This window comes from Microbacterium hanjuni (assembly GCF_043556395.1).
GTDB lineage: Bacteria > Actinomycetota > Actinomycetes > Actinomycetales > Microbacteriaceae > Microbacterium.
On sequence record NZ_JBIGIK010000001.1, the window covers coordinates 397461 to 414041 of the forward strand.

Consider the following 16581-nt stretch of genomic DNA (forward strand, 5'->3'; position numbering starts at 1 on the left):
CCTCGCCCCGGGGCTCGAAGCGGCCGGGCCGACAGAAAGGGCGCCGGGGAACCCCGACGCCCTTTCCGAACCGACTGAGTCGGTGTCGCGATCAACGCGCGGCGTAGTACTCCACCACGAGCTGCACGTCACCGGTCACGGGGACCTCGGCGCGCTTCGGGCGGCGAACGAGGCGCGAGCGCAGCGTCGAGAGGTCGACTTCGAGGTAGCCCGGAACGTTGGGCAGAACCTCGGCGTGACCACCGGCGGCGGCGACCTGGAAGGGCTCGAGGCCCTCGCTCTTGGCCTTGACGTGGATGAGCTGGCCCGGCTTCACGCGGAAGGACGGGCGGTCGACGGTCTGGCCGTCGACGAGGATGTGGCGGTGCACGACGAGCTGGCGGGCCTGCGCGGTGGTGCGGGCGAAGCCCGAACGAACGACCAGGGCGTCCAGACGCATCTCGAGCAGCTCGACCAGGTTCTCACCGGTCAGGCCATCGGCACGACGGGCCTCGTTGAAGGTGTTGCGCATCTGCTTCTCGCGGATGCCGTACTGCTCGCGAAGACGCTGCTTCTCGCGCAGACGGACAGCGTAGTCGCTGTCCTGCTTGCGCTTGGTGCGGCCGTGCTCGCCCGGAGCGTAGGGACGCTTCTCGAGGTACTTGGCGGCCTTGGGGGTGAGCGCGACGCCGAGCGCGCGCGACAGGCGGACCTTGCGGCGGTCCTGGGACTTCGTAGGCACGAAGATGTCCTTCCGGATACGTGGCCACGCATTTCGCGGCTCACGGACGTATCACCCGCTTCCGCCCTGCCGGTGCGCACGTCGGGGCGCGCCAGGAGGTGAACAAAGGAAGAAGGGGATGCCCGAAAACTCTGTTTCAAGCCGGTTCATGCTATCAGACGCCGCTCTCCGCGCCCCGGGAGCCTCACTCGCCGTCGACGATCCGGCGGATCTTCTCCAGTCGGGCGGTGATGTCGCGCTCCTGACCGTGCGAGGTGGGCGTGTAGTAGCGGCGGCCGCGCAGCTCGTCGGGGAGGTACTGCTGCGTCACGATCCCGATCTCACTGTCGTGCGGGTAGCGATAGCCCTTGCCGTGCCCGAGCCGCTTCGCGCCGGGGTAGTGCGCATCGCGGAGGTGCACCGGCACGCGCCCGAAACCACCGGCCCGGATATCGGCGATGGCGCTGTTGATCGCGTTGTAGGCCGCGTTCGATTTGGCGGTCGTCGCGAGGTACGCCGTGGCCTCGGCGAGTGGGATGCGACCTTCGGGCATGCCGATGAACGCGACGGCGTCGGACGCGGCCACCGCGATCTGCAGGGCCTGCGGGTCGGCGAGCCCGATGTCCTCCGCGGCGGAGATGACCAGACGCCGGGCGATGAAGCGCGGGTCCTCCCCCGCCTCGATCATGCGGGCGAGGTAGTGGATGGCGGCATCGACGTCGGAGCCGCGGATCGATTTGATGAAGGCGCTGATGACGTCGTAGTGCTCGTCGCCCTGCCGGTCGTAGCGCAACAGTGCGCGATCGACCGCCTGGGCGATGTGGTCGGCCGTGATCGTCGGGACCGAAGCATCCTCGCCCTGGTCCTCGTCCTCGTCCTCGTCGTCGTCGTCCCTATCGTCAGCGTCGGCTTCGCCGCCCGTCATCGCGGCGGCGGCCTCGAGAGCGGTGAGTGCGCGGCGCGCGTCGCCCGAGGCGAGGCGCACGAGCGCTGCCCGCGCGTCGTCGTCGAGCCGCACCGCGCCGGCGAGGCCCCGGGGATCGGTCACCGCCCGATCGACGAGCGCGCCGAGGTCGTCGTCGCCGAGCGGGCGCAGGGTGAGCAGCAGCGACCGGGAGAGCAACGGCGAGATGACCGAGAACGAGGGGTTCTCCGTGGTCGCCGCGATGAGCACGACCCAGCCGTTCTCGACGCCCGGCAGCAGGGCGTCCTGCTGCGCCTTGGTGAAGCGGTGGATCTCGTCGAGGAACAGGATCGTGGAGGCGCCGTAGATGTCTCGCTGGTTGAGGGCCTCCTGCATCACCTCGCGCACGTCCTTCACCCCCGCCGTGACGGCCGACAGCTCGACGAAGCGGCGGCCGGAAGAGCGGGCGATGGCCTGCGCGAGTGTGGTCTTGCCGGTGCCGGGCGGCCCCCAGAGGATGACCGACGACCCCGACGCCGTAGGTGCGACCTCGGGCGAGGCGAGCGAGACGAGCGGCGACCCGGGGCGCAGCAGATGCGACTGACCGGCGACCTCGTCGAGGCTCGTGGGGCGCATGCGCACCGCGAGCGGCGTCTGCCCCGGGAACAGGGCGGAGGAAGAGGTCACGCGACCAGGCTAATCGCGCCCACCGACCCCGGGCCGCGCGGTGATTGGTGCGGCCGAGCGGTCCTGCGTAGGATGCTTCGCGCCCGGACGCTCCTGGGCGGAGGAGGTCGGTGTGGCGACAGGTGGCAAGGACCGCGCCGCGCGCGAAGCGCGGGAACGGGCTCGGGTGTACCGCGCCCGTCAGGAGTTCCGCGCCTCCCAGGTGCGCCGGCGGACCCGGGACAACGTGATCGCGGCGATCGTGGGCGGCGTCATCGTGCTCGGCGCCATCGGCGCTCAAGTGGCGTACTTCACCGTCGGTCCGGGCACCCCCGCGCCGACCGAGACTTCGGTGCCCGCCTCTCCGACGCCCGCGCCCACAGCATCCGATCCCGCCTCCCCGTCACCGACGGTGGCCCCCTGACCTGCGGCGGTACACGGCACGTACTAGGCTCGAAGCGTCCATCCAGGCTGACGGCGCGAGCCGCGATGAGGTGCTTTACGTGACTGCTGGCGCAGATTCTCCCGAAACGACCTCGGCCCCATGGGGCCGCGTCGACGATGACGGCACCGTTTCGGTCCGAGAAGGCGACGACTGGCGTGTGGTCGGGCAATACCCCGACGGCTCGCCCGAGGAGGCGCTGGGCTACTTCCAGCGCAAGTTCGCCGATCTCGCCGGCGAGGTGACCCTGCTCGAGGTGCGCACGCGCCGCGGCGGCGCTTCGGCGTCCGATCTGCGCAGCACCGCGAACACGCTGCGCAAGCGCGTGAGCGACGCCGCGGCCGTCGGTGACCTGGGTGCTCTCCGCACCCGCCTCGACGCTCTCACCGAGACGCTCGCCGCGGCGACCGCCACGGAGGCCGCCGCGGCGAAGGAAGCGGTCGACGAAGCGGTGCGCGAGCGCACGGCCCTCGTCGAGCAGGCTGAAGCGATCGCGGCGCGCGACCCCAAGACGGTGCAGTGGAAGCAGGCGTCGGCCGACATGACGTCGCTGTTCGACCAGTGGCAGGCCCACCAGCAGAACGCGCCCCGTCTCCCGAAGGCCCTTGCCCAGCAGCTGTGGCGCCGTTTCCGCGACGCACGCGCCACCGTCGACAAGCACCGCCGCGAGTTCTACGCGGAGCTCGACGAGACGCAGAAGGGCGCCCGCGACGCGAAGACCCGACTGGTCGAGCGTGCCGAGGCCCTCGCCCCTCGTGGCGAGGACGGCATCGGCGCGTACCGCGATCTGCTCGACGAGTGGAAGGCCGCAGGGCGTGCGGGCAAGAAGGCCGACGACGCCCTCTGGACGCGGTTCAAGGCCGCCGGTGATGCGCTCTACTCGGCTCGGACCGAGCGCGAGACGGCCGATGTCGAGGAATCGCGCGGCAAGATCGAGGCCAAGCGTGCTCTCCTCGTGGAGGCGGCCCCGATCGTCGATGAGCGCGACGTGGCGCGGGCGCGCAAGCAGCTCACCGCCATCCAACGCCAGTGGGACGAGATCGGCCGCGTCTTCCCGCGCGACGCGGAACGCGCGCTGGACGACGACCTGCGCAAGATCGAGCAGAGCGTCAGCACGCGTGAAGACGCGGAGTGGAAGAGCAACAACCCCGAGACCAAGGCGCGCGCCAACGACATGACGCGCCAGCTGACCGACGCGATCGACAAGCTCGAAGCCGAGGTCGCCGAGGCCACGGCGCGCGGCGACAAGCGTGCCGCCTCGAAAGCAGCAGAGGCTCTCGAGGCTCGCCGCGCCTGGCTCCGCGCCGTCGGGGGCTGACTCACCCGGCCCCACTCGGACCGGGGTTCTCCACAGGTACGCCCTCTCTCCGTCCGGCGACCCGTCGAGCGGTGAGACTGCTGCCATGCGGTCTCCGTTCGTCTACTTCGCCGGTGACCGACTGGCGACGGCCGAGCTGACGGCCGCGTGCCTCGACGGTCACCTCGTGCCGCTCGGCGAGGCGTTCGTGCCCGCGGACGTCGTCGAGACCTGCGCGCTGCGCGCTGCGACCCTGCACGATCTCCTCGGCGACACGCTCGCCGCCACCCATCAGAGCGCGGCCTGGGTGTGGGGCGTGATCGAGACGGCGCCCCGCCGCCATACGGTGCAGCGAGCGGTGGAGCGCCGCATCCATCACGTCCTCGGTCGGATGCTGGTCTACCGAGACCCGCTCATCCCGGCCGCCGACCTCGTTACGCTCGGCGGGGCGGCGGTGTCCACTCCCCCGCGCACTCTGGCCGACCTCGCCCGGAGCGCCCTCGACAGCGACCACGACGTCGCCCGGGTGTGGGCGCAGCGCGACGCGGCGACCGCCGAGCGGGCGATCGCGTGGCTCGACCGTGCCCGAGGGGCACCACGCAAGGTGCCCGCAGCCCGTCTCCTCCGCCAGGCGTGCACCGCCGCGACGGAGGGCGGGTCTCAGGACGAGGTGACGCGGTAGACGTCGTAGACGGCGTCGATGCGGCGCACCGCGTTGAGCACCCGATCGAGGTGCACGGTGTCGCCCATCTCGAACACGAAACGGCTGATGGCCAGCCGGTCGTTGGAGGTCGAGACGGTGGCCGAGAGGATGTTGACGTGATGCTCGCTGAGCACTCGGGTCACATCCGACAGCAATCCGGAGCGATCCAAGGCTTCGACCTGGATCTGAACGAGGAACACGCTCTTCGAGGTGGGCGCCCACTCCACGTCGATCATGCGCTCTTCCTGCGCCTTGAGCGAGGCCACGTTCGTGCAGTCGGAGCGGTGCACCGAGACGCCGCTGCCGCGGGTGACGAAACCGACGATGTCGTCGCCGGGCACCGGCGTGCAGCACTTCGCGAGCTTCACGAGGATGTCGGGGGCGCCGCGCACCAGGATGCCCGAGTCGCCGCCGCGCGGGGCTCGACTGCGCCCGACGTGGGGGATGTCGATCGAACCGGTCGGGGTGTCGCCGGCACTGATCAGCGCCGTGACCTTCTCGATCACCGACTGCGTGGAGACGTTGCCCTCGCCCACAGCGGCGTACAGGGCGGAGACATCCTCGTAGCGCAACTGCTGGGCGACCTCGGCGAGGGAGTCCTGGTTCATCAGGCGCTGCAGCGGCAGGTTCTGTCGACGCATCGCACGCGCGATGGACTCCTTGCCCTGCTCGATGGCCTCTTCGCGCCGTTCCTTCGTGAACCAGCCGCGGATCTTGTTGCGCGCGCGGGTGCTGCGGACGAATCCCAGCCAATCCTGACTGGGCCCCGCGTCCGGGTTCTTCGAGGTGAAGACCTCGACGACGTCACCGCTCTTGAGCTCGGACTCCAACGGCACCAGACGCCCGTTGACCTTGGCCCCCATCGTGCGGTGGCCGATCTCGGTGTGCACCGCGTAGGCGAAGTCGACCGGGGTCGCACCCGCGGGAAGGCCGATGACGCGCCCCTTCGGGGTGAAGACGTAGACCTCCTTCGCACCGATCTCGAAACGGAGCGAATCGAGGAACTCCCCGGGATCGGCCGTCTCCGCCTGCCAGTCGGAGATGTGGGCGAGCCACGCCATGTCGTTGTCGAGCGACTTGGGGTCGGCCTTGCCGCCCGCCATCCGCTCCTTGTACTTCCAGTGCGCCGCCACGCCGTACTCGGCCTGGTGGTGCATCTCGTTCGTACGGATCTGGATCTCGACCGTTCGCCCCGCCGGTCCGATGACCGTCGTGTGCAGCGACTGGTAGAGGTTGAACTTGGGTGTTGCGATGTAGTCCTTGAATCGACCGGGCAGCGGGGTCCAGCGGGCGTGGATCGAGCCGAGCACCGCATAGCAGTCGCGGACCGTGCCGACGAGGATGCGGATGCCGATCAGGTCGTAGATGTCGTCGAACTCGCGACCGCGCACGATCATCTTCTGGTACACCGAGTACAGCTGCTTCGGGCGTCCCATCACCCGGCCGCGGATGCGCAGTTCGCGCAGATCGGCGTCGACCGCGTCGATGACGGACTGCACGTACTGTTCCCGCTGCGGGGTGCGCTGCTTCACGAGACTGTCGATCTCGGCGTAGATCTTCGGGTGCAGCACCGCGAACGAGAGATCCTCGAGCTCGGATTTGATCGCCTGGATACCGAGGCGATTGGCGAGCGGCGCGTAGATCTCGAGCGTCTCGGTCGCCTTCTTGGCCGCCTTCTCCGGCGGCACGAAGCCCCAGGTGCGGGCGTTGTGCAACCGATCGGCGAGTTTGATCAGAAGCACGCGGATGTCGCGCGACATCGCGACGATCATCTTGCGGACGGTCTCGGCCTGTGCGCTCTCGCCGTACTTGACCTTGTCGAGCTTCGTGACGCCGTCGACGAGCATCGCCACTTCGTCACCGAAGTCGGCGGCGAGTTCGTCGAGCGGATATCCCGTGTCCTCGACGGTGTCGTGCAAGAGCGCGGCGGCGATCGCGCGAGGTCCGAGCCCGAGGTCGGCGAGGATCTGCGCGACGGCCAGCGGATGCGTGATGTACGGCTCGCCGCTCTGGCGCTTCTGATCGGCGTGGGCACGATCCGCGACCGCGTAGGCCCGCTCGATGATCGCCAGATCACCCTTCGGGTGATGGGTGCGCACGGAGCGCAACAGCTTCTCGACGTCGTCGCGGCGTGCCGCGCGGGAGAAGATGCGCGGAACCAGCCGACGGAGGCTCGAGGTGGGCGCAGCGGGGGCCGTCTCGGTCACCCGATCACCCCCGCCCGCTCGTCGAATCTCACAATTCTACGCTCGCCCCGGTGCGTGGTTCGCGCTCAGGCGTCCACGATGGCGCGCTCGCGCGCCGCCAGGATGCGCTTGTCGCGTTCCTTGATGGCGGGCTCGTTCTCCCGCAGCAGGGAGAACAGCGGAGCAGCCACGAAGAGGGTCGAATACGCCGCCACGATCGTGCCGACGAAGATCGACAACGAGATGTCGCTCAGGGTGCGAGCGCCCAACCAGATCGCGCCGATGAAGAGGATCGCCCCGACCGGGAGGATGGCGACGATCGTCGTGTTGATCGAACGGATCAGCGTCTGATTCACGGCGAGGTTCACCGACTCGCCGAAGGTGCGCCCGGAGATCTCGCCGTCCTCGCGGGTGTTCTCGCGCACCTTGTCGAACACGACCGTGGTGTCGTAGAGCGAATACGACAGGATCGTCAGGAACCCGATGACGGCCGCCGGTGAGATCTCGAAACCGGCGAGGGCGTACACGCCGATCGTGATGACCAGCACGTCGACCAGGCCGATGATCGCGGCGACCGACATCTTCCACGTGCGGAAGTACAGCGCGAGGATGATGAAGGTCAGGGCGAGGAAGATCCCCAATCCCCACAGGGACTGCCGGGTGACGTCCGCTCCCCAGCTCGGGCCGATGAACGAGGACGTGACCTCGGACGCGGGCACGTCGTACGCGTCGGCGAGGGCCTGGGACACCGCTTCGATCTCGTTGGCGTCGGAGATCTGCTCGGTCTGCACCCGCACCGCGGAGTCACCGATGGTCGTGACCTTCGTCGTCGCCTCCGGTACGGCCGAGATGACGGCATCGGTCGCGAGCGACTGATCGGGAGAGGAGAGTCCCGAGACGGTGAACTGCGAACCGCCCGTGAACTCGATCGAGAACTGCACGGGGCGGATCAACGGCACCAGGCACGACGCGATCACGAAGACGGCGGCGATGATGAACCACAACCGACGACGCCCGACGAAGGGGAAGGACGTCTTACCGGTGTAGAGGTCGTTTCCGAGCTGACTCATGGAACGCATCAGTCGTCGTCCTCCTTGGCGGCGGCGCGCTTGCCGCCACCCTTCTCGGCGGAGAGTTCCGCCTGTTTGCGTTCGGCGATGGTCTGTCTGCGTTGCGCCTCACCACGGGCACGGGCGTTGCGCCCGCCCGTCGACTCGACGGGGGCGCGGAATTCGGCGCGGCCGCGGTAGACCGCCCCCAGGGCGGTGGGGTCCATCCCCGATAGGGGGTGACCCGAACCGAAGAACCGGGTGCGAGCGAGCAGCTGCATGACCGGGTGGGTGAAGAGGATGAAGATCAGGATGTCGATCGCGGTGGTGAGCCCGAGCGTGAACGCGAAGCCCTTCACCGTGGCGTCGGCGAGGATGTACAGCACCACGGCGGCGAGGATGTTGATCGACTTCGAGATGTAGATCGTTCGCTTCGCGCGGCTCCAGCCGTCCTCGACGGCGCCGGTGATCGACTTGCCGTCTCGGAGTTCGTCACGGATGCGCTCGAAGTAGACGATGAACGAGTCGGCCGTGAAGCCGATCGTCACGATGAGGCCCGCGACGCCGGCGAGCGACAGGCGGAAGCCCATCCGCCAGGCGAGGATGCACAGCGCGATGTAGGTCAGGACGCCCATCACCGCGAGCGAGGCGATGATCACGAAGCCGAGCGCGCGATAGACGATGAGCGAGTAGATCGCCACGAGGGCCAGGCCGATGAGCCCGGCGATCAGGCCGATCTGCAGCTGCTGCGAGCCGAGCGTCGCCGAGATCGTGTCGGAGCTGACGGTCTGGAAGCTCAGTGGCAGCGCGCCGTACTTCAGCTGGTCGGCGAGGGTCTTGGACGACTCCTGCGTGAAACTGCCCGAGATGCTCGGATTGCCGTCGAGGATCAGACCGTTCATCGAGGGTGCCGACAGCACCGAACCGTCGAGCACGAACGCGAACTGGTTGAGCGGCGCGGTCGCGCCGTAGAGCCGCTGGCTGATCTGGCCGAAGATCGTCGTGCCCTCGTCGTCCAGGTTCAGGTTGACCGTCCACTGGCCGTTCTGCGAGTTGATGCCGTTCGTCGCATCGTCGATCGCCGAGCCGTCGAGTTCGACCGGGCCGAGGATGTACTTCACCGAGGTGTTCACATCGCACGTGATCAGCGGCTGGTCCGTCGGCGCGTTGGCTGGGTCGTTCGCCGGGTTGGCGCAGTCGTACGCGAGGAACTCGGCCTGCAGGGCGGGCGTGATCCACGCGGTGTCGCTGCCGTTGGTGGGTGACGCCGTCGGCGTCGCCTCGAGGGAGGGATCGGGCGTCGGGTACGGGGTCTCGACGTTGTCGTCACCCACGAAGGTGTTGGCCGGGGCGCCCGCGTACAGCACGGCACGCAACTGCAACTGGGCCGAGGCCTGGATGCGGTCGCGCGTCTCCTGGTCGGCGTCGCCCGGCAGCTGGATGACGAGGTTGCGGCCACCCTCGGTGGTGACGTCCGCTTCTGCGACACCGGAAGCATCCACTCGCTGGCGGATGATCGACACCGCCTGCTGCATCTGCTCGGCAGACGGATTCGCCCCGTCGGCGGTCTGCGCCTCGAGGATGATCTGCGTGCCGCCCTGCAGGTCGAGGGCGAGTTCGGGAACCCACGAGCTCTGCTTGAAGACGAAGACGCCGAGAGCATTGACGCCGAACAGGACGGCCGTGATCGCGATGAGTCCGATCAGCGCACGCCAGGCGTGCCGGACGGGGGTGGAAGTGGCCACGACGGGTCGACTTTCTTCTGGAGCAGGAGAGGCGGGTCAGGCCAGGGGCTTGTTGCGGTTCTCCGGGTCTTCGTCGGTCGCTTCAGCACGCGACCGCTTCTGGTCGTCGCTGATGGAGGTGATGTCGCCGTCGGCGACGCCGGCGATGTACTCGGCCTCGCTCTCCTCGGCCTCGATGAACTCGTCCTCGGTCACGAAGCCCTCGACGGGGTTCACGATGCGCAGGATCGCCTGGCTGTGCACGCGGATCTCGACACCGGGGGCGATGGAGACGACAGCGGGCTTGTCCAGGTCCTCGGCGTCGTACTCGACGATGGTGCCGTAGAGACCGCCCTGGAGGAGGACCTCGGAGCCGGGGACCGTCTGACGGGCCTTCTGCTCCTGCTCGGTCTTCTGCTTCTGCATCCGGCGGCGCGAGCTGAAAAACATGAAGACCAGCAGCAGGACCAGCAGGATGATGATGCCGTAATTGGCGAAGAAGTCAGCCATGAAGAAGGGTGCCTTTCGGGATCAGGCGCACCGAGGGGCACAACCTAAAGAGATGTCGGCGAAAGCCTCCGCCGATTATAGGTCATTCAGATGCCGTCGAATCTGAGGACGCCGTCGGGGTGGGCGAGACCGAGATGCGCATAAGCGGGTGGAGTGGCCACGCGTCCGCGAGGCGTGCGCCCCATGAAACCGATCCGCACGAGGTAGGGCTCGACGACCGATTCGATCGTCTCCGCCTCCTCGCCGACGGCGACCGAGAGGGTACCGAGACCGACGGGACCGCCCTGGAAACGCCGGACGAGGGCGTCGAGCACCGCTCGGTCGAGGCGGTCGAGCCCGATCTCGTCGACGTCGTACAGGTCGAGCGCGGCCCCGACGGCCGAGCCGTCGGCCTGGGTGCCGTAGACGACCTGGTAGTCGCGAACCCGGCGCAGCAGCCGGTTCGCGATGCGCGGCGTGCCGCGCGAGCGCCGCGCGATCTCGGCGCGACCGGCTGCGGGGAGCGTCACGTCCAGCATCACCGCCGAGCGCTCGACGACCCGCTCGAGCTCGTCGGGTTCGTAGTACTCGAGATGCGCGGTGAAGCCGAAGCGATCGCGCAGCGGATTGGGCAGCAACCCTGAGCGGGTCGTCGCACCCACGAGGGTGAAGGGCGCGAGATCGAGCGGGATGCTGGTGGCCCCGGCGCCCTTGCCGACCATGATGTCGATGCGGAAGTCCTCCATCGCGAGGTAGAGCATCTCCTCCGCGGAGCGGGCCATGCGGTGCACCTCGTCGATGAAGAGCACCTCGCCCGGCGTCAACGACGACAGCAGGGCCGCCAGGTCGCCCGCGTGCTGGATGGCCGGGCCGCTCGACATCCGCAGGGGCCGACCGATCTCGTGCGCCACGATCATCGCGAGCGTCGTCTTGCCCAGACCCGGAGGGCCGGACAGCAGGATGTGATCGGCGGGGCGCTGTTGGATGCGAGCGGCGTCGAGCAGCAGTTGCAGCTGACCCCGCACCTTGTGCTGACCGACGAACTCGGCGAGCGAAACAGGACGCAGCGCTCCCTCGATCGCCAGTTCGACGTCGTCGACGGGCGCATCGGCGTCGTGGACGTCATCCACCGGCGTGCTCCTTCCGTGCGGGACCGAGGGCGGCAAGCGTCAGGCGCAGCAGCGCCTGGACGGACGTGCGGTCGGCGTCGCTCGCGTCTTCCGCAACCGCGGCGACGGCTTCGAGGGCGATGCGTTCCGACCATCCGAGCCCGATGAGCGCCTGGGTCACCCGCGACGGCACGGTCGCGTCGGCGGGGGCGGCCGTGCTGCCGGCCGCCCGCGGGGGCGCCAGCTTGCCGGCCAGTTGCACGACGATCAGCTTCGCGGTCTTGGGGCCGATGCCCGACACGCGACGGAACGGGGCGTCGTCATCGCCGGTGACCGCCTCGGCGATCTGGCCGACGGTCAACGACGACATCACGCCGAGGGCCGACTTGGGTCCGACGCCGGTGACTCCGATGAGCTGGGTGAAGACGATCAGCTCCTCCCGGGTCTCGAAACCGAACAGCGAGAAGGCGTCTTCGCGCACCACGAGGTGGGTGTGCAGGTGCACATCGGAGCCCAGCGAGACCGAGCGCGCGACGTGGGGCGTCACGGCGACGGCGAAGCCGATGCCGCCCACGACGACCACCAGAGCGTCGTCGAGGATCGAGGCGACGGCTCCGTGCAGGGAGGAGATCATCCCGCGAGCCTACGCGCCCGTTCGGATCTTTGTTCGACCGACACGCGTCGGTGCCTGCGAGCGACGCTCGGCATCTGCCCACGCCTGCTGCGCGGGGGTGAGCGCTGCGCCGGTACCTTCTGAGCGCCCCGCCGGGGTGCGCCACGCGTGACAGAGCGCCAGCGCAAGGGCGTCGGCGGCATCCGCCGGCTGCGGCAGGACGTCGAGTCTCAGGATGCGGGCGACCATCGTCTGCACCTGCCGCTTGTCGGCGGCGCCGTATCCGGTGACGGCGGCTTTCACTTCGCTCGGGGTGTGCGTGGCCGCCCGGAGGCCGTGCTCGGCGGCGACGAGGAGCGCGATGCCGCTCGCCTGCGCGGTGCCCATCACGGTGCTGCGGTTGTGCTGCGCGAACACCCGCTCGACCGCGACGACCGCCGGGCCGTGTGCCAGGACGACGGCGCGGATCCCCGCGGCGATGGTCGCGAGGCGCTGTTCGATCGGGGCGTCCGGTGCCGAACGGATGACACCCACGTGCACCAGGGTCGCCGATCGATCGGGCGCGACATCGACGACGCCGACACCGCAGCGGGTCAGACCCGGGTCGACGCCCAGCACGCGCAGAGTACGGGGAGGCACTCCCCCACGCTATGTCGCGAGCGCCGGCGGGCGCTCGAGGCGCGCCCGGGCCTTACTCCTCGTTCTCGGCCTCGAGCTCGGCCTGCACCTCGGGGGTGAGGTCGAAGTTCGTGAAGACGCTCTGCACGTCGTCGCTGTCTTCGAGCGCGTCGATCAGACGGAAGATCTTGCGGGCGGTGTCGGCGTCGACTTCCACCTTCAGCGAGGGGACGAACTCGACGTCCGCCGATTCGTAGTCGATGCCGGCGTCCTGCAGCGCCGAGCGGACGCTCACGAGATCGGACGCCTCGGTGATCACCTCGTAGCCCTGCGAGTGCGGCTCGATCTCCTCGGCACCAGCCTCGAGCGCGGCCAGCATCACGTCGTCCTCGGTCGTCGACTCGCCCGAAACGACGATGACGCCCTTGCGGGAGAAGTTGTAGGCGACGCTGCCCGGATCGGCGAGGTTGCCGCCGTTGCGGCTGAGGGCGGTGCGCACCTCGGCCGCCGCCCGGTTCTTGTTGTCGGTCAGACACTCGATCATGAGAGCGACACCGTTGGGGCCGTAGCCCTCGTAAAGGATCGTCTGATAATCGACGGCTTCGCCGCCGACACCGGCGCCGCGCTTGACCGCGCGGTCGATGTTGTCGTTGGGGACCGAGGTCTTCTTCGCCTTCTGGATGGCGTCGTAGAGGGTCGGGTTTCCCGAGAGGTCGGCGCCGCCCATCTTGGCAGCGACCTCGATGTTCTTGATGAGCTTGGCGAACGACTTCGCGCGACGGCCGTCGATGACAGCCTTCTTGTGCTTCGTCGTCGCCCACTTGGAGTGGCCGGACATGCCGACCATTCTACGTCGAGCCGCTCGCTGCCCCGTGGTGGCGGTGCTGCGACGTTTGCACGAGCCGTGGTGCGGGGGTCGCCCGGTGGGGCGGGTGCGGCGGTACAACGGCGTTCGGCCGTGCATTCGTGGCGACCCGGAGGTCAGGAGAGGATGCGCTGCAGCGTGCGCAGATTGCGGTTCGTCGTGCGAGCGCGGAAGGTGGCACGTGCGATCGTCTTGGCGAACGCCGTGTCCGTGCTCGATCCCGTGACGGGGTTCCAGTAGACGACCCCCGCGCCCGGAGCGACGGGGTCGACGCCCGGGTCGAGCGGCTCAGCGGCAGCGAGCAGCTCCTCGCGGGTGGCCTCGTCGCTGCAGAAGATCACCCAGGGCTGGCGCCCGGCGTCCGCCGCATCGAACGGGAAACCCGCCGCGGCCTCGCCCAGCTCTCCACGGGTGGGCAGCAGAATCCACGCGTCGTATCCGAAACGCTCGCGCAGCGCGGCCTCGATCCGGGCCTTCAGCGCAGCGCGTTCGGACACGTCGGCGTCGGTCTGGAACAGCAGGTTCCCGCTCGCCAGTACCGTCCGCACCTCGGTGAAGCCGAGATCATCGGCGAGGGCGCGCAACTCGGCACTGCGGATCGTGATCCCGCCGACGTTCACCCCGCGAAGAAGAGCCACCCACTCGGTCACCCTCCCGAACGTACGCGCCTCGCCCGCTCAGCGCACCGCGTTCACGGTCGAGAGGAAGCGTTCGTGGAAGCGGGTCTCCCCCGAGACCTCGGGGTGGAAGGCCGTACCGAGCAGGTTCCCCTGCTCCACGGCAACGACGCGCCCATCGGGCAGGGCGGCGAGAGCGCGGGCGCGCTCCCCCACGTGCGTGACCACGGGCGCCCGGATGAACGCCGCGTGCACCGGCGCGTCCCAGCCCTCGACGGCCAGATCCGTCTCGAACGACTCGACCTGACCGCCGAAGGCGTTGCGTTCGACGACGACGTCCAGACCGCCGAAGCTCTCCTGCCCCGCGATCGCCCCCGTGACGCGATCAGCCAACAGGATCAGTCCCGCGCAGGTGCCGTACATCGGCATGCCCGCAGCCCGTGCCTCCCGAATCGGATGCTGCAGACCGAACGCGCGCGCCAGCTTGTCGATCACGCTCGACTCCCCGCCGGGAAGGACCAGCCCGTCGATGGCGTCGAGATCGCTCGGCCGGCGCACCCGCGAGACGCGGGCGCCCAGGCGCGTGAGCACCGCCGTATGTTCGCGGACGTCGCCCTGCAGGGCGAGCACTCCGATGCGGGGGGCAGCGCCCACCCGTTACCAGCCGCGCTCGGAGAGGCGGTGGGGAGCGGCGAGGTCGGACACGTTGATGCCGACCATGGCCTCGCCCAGGCCGCGGGAGGCTTCGGTGACGACGGCCGGGTCGTCGAAGAAGGTGGTCGCCTTCACGATCGCGGCCGCACGCTGGGCGGGGTTGCCCGACTTGAAGATGCCCGAGCCGACGAAGACGCCGTCCGCGCCGAGCTGCATCATCATGGCCGCGTCGGCGGGGGTCGCGACGCCGCCGGCGGTGAACAGCACGACGGGGAGGCTGCCGGTCGCGGCGATCTCCGCGACGAGTTCGTACGGCGCCTGCAGTTCCTTCGCGGCGACGTACAGCTCGTCCTTCGTGCGCGAGCGCAGGGCGTTGATCTCGCTGGTGATGGTGCGGATGTGGCGGGTGGCCTCGGACACGTCGCCGGTGCCGGCCTCGCCCTTCGAGCGGATCATCGCCGCACCCTCGGTGATGCGCCGCAGCGCCTCACCCAGGTTGGTCGCACCGCAGACGAACGGCACCGTGAAGCCCCACTTGTCGATGTGGTGCACGTAGTCGGCCGGCGAGAGCACCTCGGACTCGTCGATGTAGTCGACGCCGAGCTCCTGCAGCACCTGCGCCTCGACGAAGTGCCCGATCCGCGCCTTGGCCATCACCGGGATCGAGACGGAAGCGATGATGTCGTCGATGAGGTCGGGGTCGCTCATCCGGGCGACACCGCCCTGAGCGCGGATGTCGGCGGGCACCCGCTCGAGCGCCATGACGGCGACGGCTCCGGCGTCCTCGGCGATCTTCGCCTGGTCGGCCGTGACCACGTCCATGATTACGCCGCCCTTGAGCATCTCGGCGAGGCCGCGCTTCACCCGGCTCGAGCCGGTGAAGGCGAGGGGTTCGACGTCGGAGGTGAATGCACTATCGGTCATGAGTGCTGATTCTATGCGGCGCAGAACGGCCGGGAGGCGCGAGGGGACCCGTCCGCGGTGGGACAATTGGACCGTGAAGATCCTCTCGATCCAGTCCGCCGTCGCGTACGGCCATGTCGGCAACTCCGCGGCCGTGTTCCCGCTCCAGCGGATCGGGGTCGAGGTGCTGCCCGTCTACACCGTGAACTTCTCCAACCACACCGGATACGGACAGTGGCGCGGCCCCCTGATCAGCCCCGACGACGTCCGTGACGTCATCACCGGCATCGAGGAGCGAGGGGTCTTCCCCGAGATCGACGTCGTCCTCTCCGGCTATCAGGGCGGCGAAGGCATCGGCGATGTCATCATCGACGCGGTCGCCCGGGTGAAGGCGGCCAACCCCGCCGCGATCTACGCGTGCGATCCGGTCATGGGCAATGCGAAGTCCGGATGCTTCGTCGCACCCGCGATCCCCGATCTGCTGCGCGATCGGGTGGTCCCGGTGGCCGACATCATCACGCCGAACCAGTTCGAGCTCGGTTTCCTCACCGGCACCGACCCGCACACGTGGGAGGAGACCCTCGCCTCCGCCGACGCGGTGCGGGCGACCGGACCCGACACCGTGCTCGTGACGAGCGTCGAGCGTCCTGACCGCGATCCCGACACGATCGAGATGCTCGTGGTCGACGACACCGGCGCCTGGGTTGTGCAGACCCCGCTCCTGCCCATGAAGGCCAACGGCTCGGGGGACGTGACGGCGGCGTTGTTCACCGCGCACTACCGGGCGACGGGGGATGCTGCCGACGCGCTCGCGCGCACCACGTCGAGCGTCTTCGACCTGCTCGAGCGCACCCACGTCTCGGGGCAGCGCGAACTGCAGCTCGTCGAGTCGCAGCAGGCCTACGCCCACCCGCGCATGCAGTTCGCCACTCAGCAGTTGCGCTGACGGCGGCTCGCGGCGCCAGAACAGGAAGATCGCCGAGAACAGGCCGTTCCGGCGGATATCGGCCTGTCCTCGGCGTTTCTCCTGCTTTCGGCGGGC

17 protein-coding genes are annotated in these 16581 nt (G+C 69.1%); 4 read left to right on the top strand and 13 right to left on the bottom strand.

Annotated features, from left to right (window positions below; all coding sequences use genetic code 11):
- Positions 1 to 91: 91 nt before the first annotated feature.
- Together rpsD and ACFXP5_RS02080 are read right to left on the bottom strand one after the other, a co-directional pair.
- Entirely contained in the window at positions 92 to 721 is a 630-nt protein-coding gene (rpsD, locus tag ACFXP5_RS02075) for a 30S ribosomal protein S4 (protein ID WP_394526574.1), read from the bottom strand.
- 184 nt (positions 722 to 905) lie between these two features.
- Positions 906 to 2291: a replication-associated recombination protein A gene (locus tag ACFXP5_RS02080; protein ID WP_394543318.1), complete on the bottom strand. Its 1386-nt coding sequence runs from the start codon at positions 2289 to 2291 to the stop codon at positions 906 to 908.
- Positions 2292 to 2403: 112 nt separating this feature from the next.
- Here ACFXP5_RS02080 and ACFXP5_RS02085 point away from each other — a divergent pair, with 112 nt between their 5' ends.
- The 3 genes from ACFXP5_RS02085 to ACFXP5_RS02095 all read left to right on the top strand — a co-directional run bounded on the left by ACFXP5_RS02085 (position 2404) and on the right by ACFXP5_RS02095 (position 4691).
- Positions 2404 to 2694, top strand: coding sequence for a dioxygenase (locus tag ACFXP5_RS02085; protein WP_394543319.1), 291 nt, complete (start codon positions 2404 to 2406; stop codon positions 2692 to 2694).
- A 79-nt stretch (positions 2695 to 2773) separates the two neighbouring features.
- On the top strand, positions 2774 to 4030 hold the full coding sequence (locus tag ACFXP5_RS02090; protein ID WP_394526580.1) for a DUF349 domain-containing protein: 1257 nt from the start codon (positions 2774 to 2776) through the stop codon (positions 4028 to 4030).
- A gap of 85 nt (positions 4031 to 4115) precedes the next feature.
- Positions 4116 to 4691, top strand: a complete 576-nt coding sequence (locus tag ACFXP5_RS02095; protein ID WP_394543320.1) for a hypothetical protein — start codon at positions 4116 to 4118, stop codon at positions 4689 to 4691.
- Here ACFXP5_RS02095 and ACFXP5_RS02100 read toward each other — a convergent pair.
- The 11 genes from ACFXP5_RS02100 to pdxS form a co-directional block, all read right to left on the bottom strand.
- A complete protein-coding gene (locus ACFXP5_RS02100) occupies positions 4670 to 6919 on the bottom strand; it encodes a RelA/SpoT family protein (RefSeq protein ID WP_394526584.1) in 2250 nt (749 codons plus the stop codon). The genes ACFXP5_RS02095 and ACFXP5_RS02100 overlap by 22 nt on opposite strands.
- Positions 6920 to 6984: 65 nt before the next feature.
- Complete coding sequence (gene secF / locus ACFXP5_RS02105) at positions 6985 to 7977, bottom strand: protein translocase subunit SecF (RefSeq protein WP_394526586.1); 993 nt, start codon at positions 7975 to 7977, stop codon at positions 6985 to 6987.
- Positions 7977 to 9692, bottom strand: a complete 1716-nt coding sequence (gene secD / locus ACFXP5_RS02110) for a protein translocase subunit SecD (RefSeq protein WP_394543321.1) — start codon at positions 9690 to 9692, stop codon at positions 7977 to 7979. Before secD ends, secF begins: the two co-directional genes overlap by 1 nt.
- A gap of 36 nt (positions 9693 to 9728) precedes the next feature.
- Positions 9729 to 10181 (bottom strand): preprotein translocase subunit YajC, encoded by a 453-nt coding sequence (locus tag ACFXP5_RS02115; protein ID WP_394543322.1) that lies wholly within the window; start codon positions 10179 to 10181, stop codon positions 9729 to 9731.
- Between the two features lie 86 nt (positions 10182 to 10267).
- Positions 10268 to 11290 (bottom strand): Holliday junction branch migration DNA helicase RuvB, encoded by a 1023-nt coding sequence (ruvB, locus tag ACFXP5_RS02120; protein WP_394526591.1) that lies wholly within the window; start codon positions 11288 to 11290, stop codon positions 10268 to 10270.
- Complete coding sequence (gene ruvA, locus ACFXP5_RS02125; protein WP_394543323.1) at positions 11283 to 11903, bottom strand: Holliday junction branch migration protein RuvA; 621 nt, start codon at positions 11901 to 11903, stop codon at positions 11283 to 11285. The genes ruvB and ruvA overlap by 8 nt, the downstream gene beginning before the upstream one ends.
- 9 nt (positions 11904 to 11912) lie before the next feature.
- The gene (gene ruvC / locus ACFXP5_RS02130; protein ID WP_394543324.1) at positions 11913 to 12521 is read right to left on the bottom strand and encodes a crossover junction endodeoxyribonuclease RuvC; all 609 of its coding nucleotides are present in this window, start codon (positions 12519 to 12521) and stop codon (positions 11913 to 11915) included.
- Positions 12522 to 12573: 52 nt separating this feature from the next.
- The gene (locus tag ACFXP5_RS02135; protein ID WP_394526596.1) at positions 12574 to 13338 is read right to left on the bottom strand and encodes a YebC/PmpR family DNA-binding transcriptional regulator; all 765 of its coding nucleotides are present in this window, start codon (positions 13336 to 13338) and stop codon (positions 12574 to 12576) included.
- Between the two features lie 143 nt (positions 13339 to 13481).
- Entirely contained in the window at positions 13482 to 14015 is a 534-nt protein-coding gene (locus tag ACFXP5_RS02140; protein ID WP_394543325.1) for a DUF1697 domain-containing protein, read from the bottom strand.
- 27 nt (positions 14016 to 14042) lie between these two features.
- The gene (gene pdxT, locus ACFXP5_RS02145; protein WP_394543326.1) at positions 14043 to 14636 is read right to left on the bottom strand and encodes a pyridoxal 5'-phosphate synthase glutaminase subunit PdxT; all 594 of its coding nucleotides are present in this window, start codon (positions 14634 to 14636) and stop codon (positions 14043 to 14045) included.
- 3 nt (positions 14637 to 14639) lie between these two features.
- Positions 14640 to 15560: a pyridoxal 5'-phosphate synthase lyase subunit PdxS gene (gene pdxS / locus ACFXP5_RS02150; protein WP_394543327.1), complete on the bottom strand. Its 921-nt coding sequence runs from the start codon at positions 15558 to 15560 to the stop codon at positions 14640 to 14642.
- A 73-nt stretch (positions 15561 to 15633) separates the two neighbouring features.
- On the opposite strand from pdxS, the gene pdxY reads away from it, so the two are divergent.
- The gene (gene pdxY, locus ACFXP5_RS02155; RefSeq protein WP_394543329.1) at positions 15634 to 16485 is read left to right on the top strand and encodes a pyridoxal kinase PdxY; all 852 of its coding nucleotides are present in this window, start codon (positions 15634 to 15636) and stop codon (positions 16483 to 16485) included.
- Positions 16486 to 16581: the final 96 nt, after the last annotated feature.

Bases quoted from the DNA above. Each gene is read 5' to 3' on its own strand.
- ACFXP5_RS02095 (WP_394543320.1), top strand. From the start codon at position 4,116: ATGCGGTCTCCGTTCGTCTACTTCGCCGGTGACCGACTGGCGACGGCC.
- secF (WP_394526586.1), bottom strand. From the start codon at position 7,977: ATGCGTTCCATGAGTCAGCTCGGAAACGACCTCTACACCGGTAAGACG.
- ACFXP5_RS02115 (WP_394543322.1), bottom strand. From the start codon at position 10,181: ATGGCTGACTTCTTCGCCAATTACGGCATCATCATCCTGCTGGTCCTG.
- ruvA (WP_394543323.1), bottom strand. From the start codon at position 11,903: ATGATCTCCTCCCTGCACGGAGCCGTCGCCTCGATCCTCGACGACGCT.
- ACFXP5_RS02135 (WP_394526596.1), bottom strand. From the start codon at position 13,338: ATGTCCGGCCACTCCAAGTGGGCGACGACGAAGCACAAGAAGGCTGTC.
- pdxS (WP_394543327.1), bottom strand. From the start codon at position 15,560: ATGACCGATAGTGCATTCACCTCCGACGTCGAACCCCTCGCCTTCACC.